Origin of the sequence: Streptomyces sp. NPDC059994 (assembly GCF_042737755.1) — a bacterium.
In the GTDB taxonomy this organism is placed as follows: domain Bacteria; phylum Actinomycetota; class Actinomycetes; order Streptomycetales; family Streptomycetaceae; genus Streptomyces.
Genome location: NZ_JBHWUR010000110.1, coordinates 15,706 through 25,006 on the forward strand (window position 1 = coordinate 15,706; position 9,301 = coordinate 25,006).

General features: G+C 73.7%; 10 protein-coding genes. 2 read left to right on the forward strand and 8 right to left on the reverse strand.

Features of this window, described 5'->3' with window-relative positions:
- Window positions 1–20: 20 nt before the first annotated feature.
- The 3 genes from ACFWA7_RS33675 to ACFWA7_RS33685 form a co-directional block, all read right to left on the reverse strand.
- The gene (locus ACFWA7_RS33675; RefSeq protein WP_385826844.1) at window positions 21–1,097 is read right to left on the reverse strand and encodes a GNAT family N-acetyltransferase; all 1,077 of its coding nucleotides are present in this window, start codon (window positions 1,095–1,097) and stop codon (window positions 21–23) included.
- A gap of 89 nt (window positions 1,098–1,186) precedes the next feature.
- Window positions 1,187–2,464, reverse strand: coding sequence for an acetyl-CoA carboxylase biotin carboxylase subunit family protein (locus ACFWA7_RS33680; RefSeq protein WP_385826846.1), 1,278 nt, complete (start codon window positions 2,462–2,464; stop codon window positions 1,187–1,189).
- Between the two features lie 226 nt (window positions 2,465–2,690).
- A complete protein-coding gene (locus ACFWA7_RS33685; RefSeq protein WP_385536741.1) occupies window positions 2,691–3,686 on the reverse strand; it encodes a hypothetical protein in 996 nt (331 codons plus the stop codon).
- A 736-nt stretch (window positions 3,687–4,422) separates the two neighbouring features.
- Here ACFWA7_RS33685 and ACFWA7_RS33690 point away from each other — a divergent pair.
- Together ACFWA7_RS33690 and ACFWA7_RS33695 are read left to right on the forward strand one after the other, a co-directional pair.
- The gene (locus ACFWA7_RS33690; RefSeq protein ID WP_385536744.1) at window positions 4,423–4,806 is read left to right on the forward strand and encodes a hypothetical protein; all 384 of its coding nucleotides are present in this window, start codon (window positions 4,423–4,425) and stop codon (window positions 4,804–4,806) included.
- Window positions 4,807–4,959: 153 nt separating this feature from the next.
- The gene (locus ACFWA7_RS33695; protein ID WP_385536746.1) at window positions 4,960–5,391 is read left to right on the forward strand and encodes a DUF5958 family protein; all 432 of its coding nucleotides are present in this window, start codon (window positions 4,960–4,962) and stop codon (window positions 5,389–5,391) included.
- A gap of 247 nt (window positions 5,392–5,638) precedes the next feature.
- Here ACFWA7_RS33695 and ACFWA7_RS33700 read toward each other — a convergent pair whose 3' ends face one another.
- From ACFWA7_RS33700 to ACFWA7_RS33720, 5 genes are all read right to left on the reverse strand, one after another.
- Window positions 5,639–6,187, reverse strand: a complete 549-nt coding sequence (locus ACFWA7_RS33700) for a hypothetical protein (protein ID WP_385536749.1) — start codon at window positions 6,185–6,187, stop codon at window positions 5,639–5,641.
- A 208-nt stretch (window positions 6,188–6,395) separates the two neighbouring features.
- Entirely contained in the window at window positions 6,396–7,019 is a 624-nt protein-coding gene (locus tag ACFWA7_RS33705) for a hypothetical protein (RefSeq protein WP_385536751.1), read from the reverse strand.
- A 56-nt stretch (window positions 7,020–7,075) separates the two neighbouring features.
- A complete protein-coding gene (locus tag ACFWA7_RS33710; RefSeq protein WP_385536754.1) occupies window positions 7,076–8,320 on the reverse strand; it encodes an MFS transporter in 1,245 nt (414 codons plus the stop codon).
- 256 nt (window positions 8,321–8,576) lie between these two features.
- Window positions 8,577–8,924: a hypothetical protein gene (locus tag ACFWA7_RS33715; protein ID WP_385536757.1), complete on the reverse strand. Its 348-nt coding sequence runs from the start codon at window positions 8,922–8,924 to the stop codon at window positions 8,577–8,579.
- A 168-nt stretch (window positions 8,925–9,092) separates the two neighbouring features.
- A partial coding sequence (locus ACFWA7_RS33720; protein WP_385826848.1) for a hypothetical protein occupies window positions 9,093–9,301 on the reverse strand: 209 nt, incomplete at its 5' end.

The following is a 9,301-nucleotide window of genomic DNA, read 5'->3' on the forward strand; positions in this document are numbered from 1 at the left end:
GGGCCCCCCCCCCGGGGGCGTCACCTGGGGGCGCCCCCGGGGGGGGGGGGCTCCCCCGCGGCCGGGGTGCTGCGGCACAGCGGCTCGCGCGCGGCGGGCAGCGAGCTCGCCGCCTGGGTGGACACGGAGGTGCTGAGCCGCCAGCTGGCGCCGTAGGCAGCCTTGTAGGCGCGCTGGCCGGGGTCCGCCGTCGTACGGCCCAGGTCCAGCGCGGTGAAGCCGGTGGCGGTGAGGTCCTCGGCGAGGAGGCGGAGCAGGGTGTGCCCGGGGGCGAGGGCCCGGTGGCGGGGGTCCATCCCCGCCAGCAGCGAGTAGGCGTGCCTGCCGTGGTGCAGGCACAACTGCGCGGCGACGGCCTGGCCGTCGAGCTTGAGGGTGGCGATGAACGCCATCGGGGCGCAGGAGCTGAGCACCGCGGGCCACGGCAGACTCGCGTTGGCGGTCAGTGCGCCTGTCGGCGGGCGGTCGGCGTTGCGCTGGTGGTGGAGCTGTTCCAGCACGCGGTAGGCGGCGAGGAGTTGCTCTTTGCTGTGGGTGCGGTGGTAGGTGACGCGGTCGCCGAGGGCGTGCAGGGCCCGGCGGCGGCGCTGGTGGTCGCGGCGGGTGGAGCGGGACAGGCCTGTGAGGTCGAGGGGCAGGGGGACGGTGGCATACGGGGTCTGGGTGCAGGACCCGCTCCACAGTCGCTGGGCGTGGCGGGCCAGGGCGCTGTCGGCCGGGAGATCGGGCAGGTACACCTCGGTGCGGTCGTCGGCGAGGTGGTGCAGATGCCCGGCCAGTGCGGCGGCGACGGCGGGGTGTTCGGCGCCGGGGCCGAGGGGGCGGATGCATTCGGCTGCGGGCGCGGACAGGGCGGTGATCCGGCGGCGGCCGTCGCTGTCGACGTGGCGGGTCAGGGCCAGGGCGGCGACGGGGCCGCGGTGGTCATGGACGCTGACGATGAACGGTTCGCGGCCGGGCGCACGGTGGCGGGCCCACGCAGTCAGCCACAGGGGTGACTGGTAGGCCGTGGCGTGCTCGTCCGCCCGGTACAGGCGGGCCCATGAGCGGTGGAGGTATGTCATGGCGGCGCCTGCCGTGAACTCGGCGACGCGCACCGGCCCTTGGGTGCATTGACAGGCTCGCATCCGGGGCCTGGGGGCCGGGGCGGCGCCCGCTTGAGGGCGGCGCAGGAGCGGGGCGGGCATCAGGGCGCTCCTGCCGCGCTCGCTCTGGTGCTGTCGGTGGTGGTGGCGGGGTGGAGGGCGGCCAGGGCGTGTTCGAGGCGGGTGCGGCACTGGGCGGGGGTGGTCGCGGTCACCACCACGTGTGCCAGGCGGGCCGCCCCATCTGCAGCCGCCGTGGCCACCGGTAGGGGTGCTGCGGTTAGGTGTTCGGCCACGGCCCGCTCGCACCAGGGGCGGGCGGCGATCTGGGCGCTGATCGTCATCGGCTGCAGACCTCCGGGCGCGGGCGCGTTCAGGAACCCGATCGCGGCGGCATGCGCGCGGGTGGGGCGCAGGTCGGGGGTGCGGCCGCGGGCGAGGTCGGCGGCGGCCGCGACGAGGTCGACGCCGGTGGCGAGGCGTACCAGGTGCGGGATCAGGTCACCGGCCAGGCAGGGGCTGACCTCGATGACGCGGGGGCCGGTCGCGGTGAGGCGCAGCTCGACGTGGCTCGCGCCATGGGTGATGCCCAGGGCGGTCAGGGCGGTGGCCGCCATCCGGGCGGCCTCGTCGGTGGCGGGGGCACCCAGGTCCGGGGCGACCATGTGGGCGGTCACCGGGGCCCCGGGCAGCTCGCCCAGCTGGGTGTGGGTGCGGGCGACGGCGGTGTGGTGGCCGCGGCAGGAGATGGTCTCGATACTGATCTCAGGGCCGTCCAGATACTCCTCGACGAGCATGCCCGCGCCTTCTGGGCTCTGCCGTGCGGCGGCCCGGGCGGTGAACGCGTAAGCGTGTGGGAGCTGTTCGGGCGTCGCGATCTTGACCACTCCGTCGCGGCCGCAGGAGGCGGCCGGTTTCAGGACGAGGGGGTAGCCGATCCATGCGGCGGCCGCGCGCGCCTGGACGAGGTCGAAGCACTGTGCCCAGCGGGTGGCGATCCCCTGGGCCTCCATGGCGGCGCGGGCGAGGCTCTTGTTGCGGCAGGCGCGCACCGCCGCCGGGTCGGCGCCGACGCAGCCCGTTTCCCGTGCCGCCGACGCTGCGGCGGTGGCCGCGTGCTCGTCCCACGTGAGCACCCCTGCGATCCGATGGCGGGCCGCCACCTCGCGCACCGCCGCGCGCACGGCAGCGCCGTCGCGCACCCGCACCGCCTGGTAGCCGGTGATGAAGGGGCGCTGCCAGGTCGGCTCGACGGTATCCAGCAGGAACACCCTGTGGCGGGCCGCCAGCGACTCCCACGCGTAGCCGTGCTGCTGGCGCTCGCCGGAGCCCAGCAGCACCAGCACGGGCGCATCGGGCGGTTGAACGGTGGATGGCATGGGGGCTTCCTCTGCTCAGGCCCCGGGCGTGCGCCCGGGGCCGCGGGGTCACGGGCGAGGGGGCGCGGGCACGGCCTGCCACAGGGTGCGGGCCGCGTTGGCGGTGCTTGAGTGGGTGCGAGGGCGCGCGGGCGTGTGCCATGGGGGGTGCGGGCGACGCCGGGCCGGGACCCCGTCCGGCGCCGCGCAGAGGCGAAACGCTCCCTCCCGTGCAGTCACCGTCGTCTCACCCCGGGAAGTCCGCGCTGCACGGCGCCAGGTCCAGGGCCCAGCGCCGACGCCCGCCCGCGTCCTGGCCGGCCACGACACTCGCGGCTTTGCTGGAGCCCGGGGTGTGCCGGGAACTCCCCCGCTCCTGGCGGGGGCCGGGCATCTGCAGGTCCCGGGCGATGGTGATCAGGCCGCGTTCGCGGACCAGGTCGGCATGCAGATCGAGGCTGGCCGGCGGCAGCAGGCCAAAGGCCCGCTCGACGCATTCGAGGGCGGCGTCGAGATCGCCGACCTTGCGCCACGCCCTGGCCTCGCGGGAGAGGGCGAGGGGGTCCTCGCGGCGGGCGAAGGGCTCAAGGCGCAGCACGGCGAGCATCAGCTCGCCCTGGTGGGGCAGGCGTTCGCCCAGCCACAGGCCGTGCAGCACGGCATGCGCCACCTTCGGGTCCGCGGCCGCTGCCGGGTGGTCCAGCAGGCGGTGCATCGCCGTAACGCCGGTGCTCTGGGAGCGGCCCAGGGCGGCGAAGACGCCCAGGGCCCGGGTGTAGGGGTCCAGGGCGTGGCTCTCGCGGGGCAGGACGGCCTGGATGTCGGCGCACCGGAACTCGTAGCGCAGCCCTGCCAGATACAGGTGACGCAGGGTGCGCGCGGTGATGGGGTCGGGCGCGTGCGCGGTGAAGGCGGCCGGCCCGGGCGGGCAGGCACGGCGTCCTTCCTGGCGGGCGCTCCAGGCCACATCGGCGCAAAAACTCGCCGACTCCTGCCAGGTGGCTCCCGCCACGCGCATCCACTGCAGCGCGGTGAGGTGCCAGGAGGCGCCGGGGGCATCGGCGACGTGGACGCGGGCGATCTGGAGGGCCGTGGTACGCCGGGCGGGCTGGTCCAGGGCGTAGACGAGGGCGGCTTCGGCGCCGGGCAGCGCCAAAAGGCCCCGGGCTGCGGCCACCCGCGCGGGCGGCGCCACCTCGCGCGCCAGTGAGGCGAAGGCGTCGATCAGAGCGAACAGGCTCACGTCGTGGCTCATCTCCAAGTCGCCGTGGCGCAGGGGGATCCGCCCTGTCAGGGGCAGGCGGGGGTGGTGCGCGGCCGGTTCAGTCCCATCCCGGGTCGCGGCCGGAGCCGGTCGGTGGCGCCGGTTGCGCAACGGCCGGCGCCGCCTGCGCTGCGGCGGGTGCGGCCCGTTCGGTGTGGAGGCCCGGAGTGGGAGCGGCGCGCACGAGGCGGCCCTGCTCAGGCAGGTGCGGAAAAGCCGCCGTCCCGGTGACGGCGTGCCTCGCGTGGGCAGCGGTACCGGCCGCGAAGGCGGCCAACGCAGTGCAGAGGGCGAGGGCGGTCAGGCGGCGGACAGGACGTGCCGGGTGAGGGTGCGGCGACATCGGACACTCCGGGATCGGGGACAGGACGCGGCGCTTGCGGCGCGCCGAGCCATGGACAGAATCGAGGGCCTCGTTGGGCACGGGGACGGCCGCGCGCCCGGGGCGGGGTGGGGAACCCCGGGCGGCGGCTCGCGGTGGCAGACTCCAGGGCCCGTCCAGGGGCAGGCAACGCCCGGCCCACCCCGGTGGGCTGTCCCTCCCGGCAGGCGGGAGAGGCCTTTTCACACTCCCCCAGCGCGGGAGCACGCAGGGTGCCTGCTGCGGGGTCCGGCCGGGGGCGGTGGCCGGTGGTGCGGCTAGTGCCGCACAGGCAACGTTCGCCTCGGTCTTGCCGGTCGAGTGCGGATCGCGCGGTCCGCGTAGTCTCGCGGGGTGCACTCTCATCTGGGCTTCGAGAACCCTCCTGCGCTGCCTCACGAGGTCGTGGCCCAGACGTTGGAGCGAGCTCTGCTCGACCGCTCGGCCGAGGGCGAGGCAGCGAGTGTCCTGGTCGGGAGCGCGTTGAACGACGACGACGCGGAGTTCGTCGAGCACTGGTGCGTGCAGATCGGGACGCGGGCTGTGCCGGGGAGTCCGCTGCTCGGGCTGGCCGGACTGTGCCTGGGACACGCCGCCCGGCGCTTCGGGCGTCTCAGCGATGAAGCCCTGGCGCTGGCGCAGGCGCTGGCGACGCGCGCCGAAGCGGACCCGACGGCCGTGGACGGTCGGGCCCTCGACGGCTATGACGACATCCGGAGCTTCCTGCACCTGTGGTGACGTGCAGGGCTGATGAGGATCTGTGAAATCGGCCAGTGCTGCTCTTCGCTCCCCGCCTGACTGCCGGAGGCAACGATGGCCGGGGTCGCCCGTGCTGTGTCGGGTGCTGGTGCTGGCCCTCGCCTTGAATCAGCGTCGTGAAATCATCCAGCGATGACTGAACCGAGCAGCGACGACGGCCGCACTCTCCGGCGCGAGACCGAGCGGGTCGTCAACGAGATCGCCCAGGGGCTCCGCACGTTGGACGCTGGTGTGAGCTGGTTCTCCGACCTCGCCCCGACACGCCAGCAGATGGTTCTGCAGGAAGTCGCCGGCTATGCGATGCAGGCGCACATTACAGCTGCGGACGGCCGTGCGGGGGTGGCGCGGTCTGGTGTGAAGCCCACTGCTAACCCCTCGGTCATGATCTGCATGGACCCGCCCCGCTACGGGTTCGCGGGCCTGCCCTCCGCCGAACACGTCAAGGCGTTCCGCGTCCTCGTTTCCGTGTTCGCCGTTGCTGACACTCGCCGCCGCAAGAGGTACTGCAAAGGCGCCTGCGGACATGCATGGCACAACCTGCCGGCGGCAACCGAGCAGCCGTAGCATCGGCCGTTCCAGCTCAGGCTGGGCTGGTTATCGAGCGGCCCCTCCTGAGTGACATCCGTTCGTAGGTCAACGCGCTGCGGGTGGGGAGAAGTGTGAGCAGGCCTGGGGAACCTCTGAGCATCGGGTGGGGAAATTCAACGGGCCTCATCAGGGCTGCATTGACCCTGCGCACAAGGGCTTTGAGGCGCTTGTCTCACCAGAGGGACGGCGCGTCACTACAGGGCGGACGTTGCTTGATGCGGCATTAGCTGGCCACCCGGTCGTCTGGGTCCGCAGCCGGGGTGCGGGGTTTGAGCCCGGTGATCTGGCGGACGGACTCGATGTCCTGCTCGCCGTAGCAGCGGCGCACCAGGTAGTCGCTCAGCCCCGAGGCGCGGGCGAGGGCGCAGCAGTCGTAGGGGCGGGGGCCGGTGAACTCCCGGCCCAGCGTGATCAGCAGACGGATGTCCTCCTCGGCCTCGGCGCGGCGGCGGCGGGCCGCGTCCAGGGCGTGCAGCAGGGGGTCCGCTCCCCAGTCGCGGACCTGGTGGAGCTCGCCGACGATCCTCTGCCACTGCGCCACCTGGCTGGCGTAGATCTCGGCGTACGGATCGGGCGGGCCGCAGGAGGTGTCCGGCGGCGCGGGGGCCTGGATTGGGTCGCCGACGGCAGCGAGGCTCGGCGGTGTCATCTCGGGGCTGGCGCCCGCGTGCTGAGGGGGGTCGGCGGGCCGGGGCTCGGTCGTGGTGATGGCGGGAAGCAGCTGTGGATACAGGACGGCAGCGATCGCCTTGCACGGGTCGTCGATAGGCATGCGGGCAGTGTTGCCGCGCTGCTGCGTCTGCCGGTTACCGCTCGGCGCGCTGGTTCCGCCGGGCGGGAAACCGGGAGCGTTAAAGATCGGCCGTTGCGCCCGGGGGGAATCCGCGCCGCCGGGCCCGGCTACCGCGGCAGGAGGCCGGTGATGAGGATCCGCGAAGGCGGCTCTTGCCGCAGTCTGCGACCAGTTGCCGGGCCTTCGGTCAGTCGAAGGCCACGACGAGCCGGACGGCGTCCTCGCCGAAGCGATCGGCCAGAGCCTTCATCACGGCGAACACATGCGGCCAGTGGGATCTGGGACCCAGGATGGAACCGGCTGTCAACGGCTCGTACTGGCACAGCAGGTCACCGCTGATCCACGTTGTGTCGTGGTCGCTTTGGTCGAGGTCCTCCGGTCGCCGACCCACCGCGGCAATGAGCTCCGGGGACCACTGGGCCGGGACAAGCTGCTGGTGCAACGTCGCAGGCTTGGCCCGGGATGACCATGTGAGGCGGCCGGTGTAGTGCCCTGGAGCGGTTGCGGGATCCAGAGCCGCGATCTCCGACCACAGGATCCAGGTAGCACTCGACAGGTGGCCCTCTGCCACCCAGGGCTGCAGTCGCTCGCGCAGTTGGCTCGACACGTCCTCGGGCAGGCCGCGTTCCGCGGCCAGGGGCCGGTATCCCGCGTAGTTGCGCACCCCGAAGAGGCATCCGAAGGCCGCGTAGTCGCTCTGGTCGTACAGCGGCCACAGGTCCATGGCGCAGACCCACGGCTCACCCTCGTAGTAGTCCGTGCCGGCGCCGGGATGGCGGAACTCGATCCCGCCGTCGATGTCCGTACTCACAGCGTCTGACGCTACAAGCTGGGGAGCCGGGTTCTTGTGCGAGCCCCCATCGGCGGTCAGGAGGCTGCGGGAACGGCGTCGCGGGCACGGCCTGGCCCGGTGCCTGAGCGTCGGCCTTCGATGGCCGGGCGCAGCGCCGCGCATGCCGTGGCGGCCGCGGCGCCGAGCAGTGCGCACGCCGACCACAGGGCCGCGCTGCCGCCCGTGTTCATCGCCCAGGCCGCCATGTGCGGTGCGCCCAGCGCGGACAGGCCCAGGGTGCAGCCCCACACCCCGGCGTAGGTGCCGCGGGCATCGGCGGGGGCGAGGTCGGCCACAGCCGTCATGGCGGCCGCGAAGAACAGCACCTCCCCGATCGTCCAGATCCCTGCCGCTGCGGCGTATCCGAGGGTGTCCTGGCTCAGCAGATTCGCGCCCATGCCCGCCCCGGTGAACAGCGCGCCCGCCGTGCACACCGCGGCGGGGGTGAAACGGTCGATGACCGGCTGCAGCAGCGGCTGGTACACCAGGACGCAGGCCGCGTTCACCAGACACACCATGCCGTAGGCGCGGGGCGAGAGCCCGGCGCGGTCCATGGCCAGGGGCAGGCCGAACAGCATCTGCTGATACACCAGCAGCCAGGCCAGGGTGATGGCGCACAGCGCCATGAACGGCCCGTCCCGCAGCAGCCCGGCCACGGCGCCCCGGCCTTTTCCCGAAGCCGTGCTCACCGGCTCGCGAGGGGGCTCGCGTACGGCGCCGAGGACGAGGGCGAAGGCCACGTTGGCTGCGGCGTCCAGGAGGAACAGCAGCGCGAAGTGGCCATCCGCCAGGAGGGATCCGGCAGCGGCGGCAATCGCCGCGCCCAGGTTCATCGCCCAGTAAAGGCGCCCGAAGGCGCGGCTGCGCAGGGCGGGCGGCACCAGGTCGGTGATGAGGGCGGCAATCGCCGGGCGGGGCGCGTCGAAGAAGAAGCCGACCGCAAAGGCGCATCCGCCCAGCGCCCACAGGCTGCGGACCTGGCTCAGCAGGAGGCAGGAGAGCGCGGTGCTCAGCAGCGCGATACGCAAGGTGGTGCGCCGGCCGATGCGGTCCGTGAGGGTGCCCGCGACCAGCGGGCCCACCAGCCAGCCCGCCCCGAACGCGGCGCTGACGTGGGCGGCTTCGGCCGGGCTGTGGTGCAGGTGCGTGACCAGATACAAGGACAGGAACGGCACGACGACCGCGCCGCTGCGGGCGAGCGTGAAGCCCGCCACCAGCACCCAGTAGGGACCGGGCAGCCGGGCAGCGGGCGGGACGGGGGCGGTGCGGGGCGGGCCCATGAGTCCTCTCCGATCAGCACGACGGCAAGGGTGTGCCGAGGCGTGCGCCAGGGAGACTTCACGGCCCGGGCGGGCCCGGCAAGACCGTGGCTCTGCGGCGGGGTGGCTGCTCCCGCCGGGCGGGAGGGGCCACCTTCTGCTCCCCTCCCAGGGGAGGCGGGGGGCGCGCCCGGATCCGGGCGCGGCCGCGCGGTCCGCCGTCAGGTTCAGCTATCGCGTGACGGCTTGCTGTACACGCCGCCCAAGGCCCCGCCTGTCAGGCGAAGTCGATGGCGGCCAGCGCGGGGCCGGCGACTGCCAGCGCATACTGCAGCCTGACGGCCGTGCGCCGCGCTGGGTAGCTCACCATGGTGGTGGGCAGGCACAGCGCCAGCGCTCCCGCGACTGCGGACAGGCCCATCGACCACTGAGCCTCCTCCACCAGGGGGCCGCTCGCCCCGTCTCCGCTGTAGGCCTGGCCAAGGACAACGACGATGAACGCGCCGCAGGCGAGAGCAAGCAGCAGGAGGCCGATACCGGCGAAGATGCGCACTGGCGCCGTGGACGGCGCGAACGGGTCAGCCGCTGCGGGGGCGGCGGTGGAACTCGGGTGGGGTGCGGTCATGACCGCCATCCTGGCCCGCGCGCGCTGCCCGGTCGTCGGGGCGAGTACTCATGAGCGCAGGGAGTACGTACTCAAAACTCCCCCGGCGATCTCGGCCCTCTCCAGCCAAGGGCTGCTCTTCGGCACAGGGGCTGACGCGGCCGTGTTCGCGGGCGATGAGGTGGGGTGTCAGGGGCGCTGGGGCGGCTGGCGGCCCGGCGGCGGGTGGGGAGTGTAGGGCGGACGGGCGGCGGTGGGGCCGTGCGCCAAGGGGCTGTGAGCGTGGGGGCGCTGGACGGCGGCCAGGCGCTGGGTGATGCGGGCGTGCCGGTAGTGGTTGAGGGCCTCGCTCAGGTGCTGCCATTCGGTGGCGGCGGCGTCGCTGGGGCGGGGGCCGA

Excerpts from the sequence above, each read along its gene's own strand:
- ACFWA7_RS33680 (WP_385826846.1), bottom strand. The coding sequence starts at position 2,464 with ATGCCATCCACCGTTCAACCGCCCGATGCGCCCGTGCTGGTGCTGCTG.
- ACFWA7_RS33695 (WP_385536746.1), top strand. The coding sequence starts at position 4,960 with ATGACTGAACCGAGCAGCGACGACGGCCGCACTCTCCGGCGCGAGACC.
- ACFWA7_RS33700 (WP_385536749.1), bottom strand. The coding sequence starts at position 6,187 with ATGCCTATCGACGACCCGTGCAAGGCGATCGCTGCCGTCCTGTATCCA.
- ACFWA7_RS33710 (WP_385536754.1), bottom strand. The coding sequence starts at position 8,320 with ATGGGCCCGCCCCGCACCGCCCCCGTCCCGCCCGCTGCCCGGCTGCCC.
- ACFWA7_RS33715 (WP_385536757.1), bottom strand. The coding sequence starts at position 8,924 with ATGACCGCACCCCACCCGAGTTCCACCGCCGCCCCCGCAGCGGCTGAC.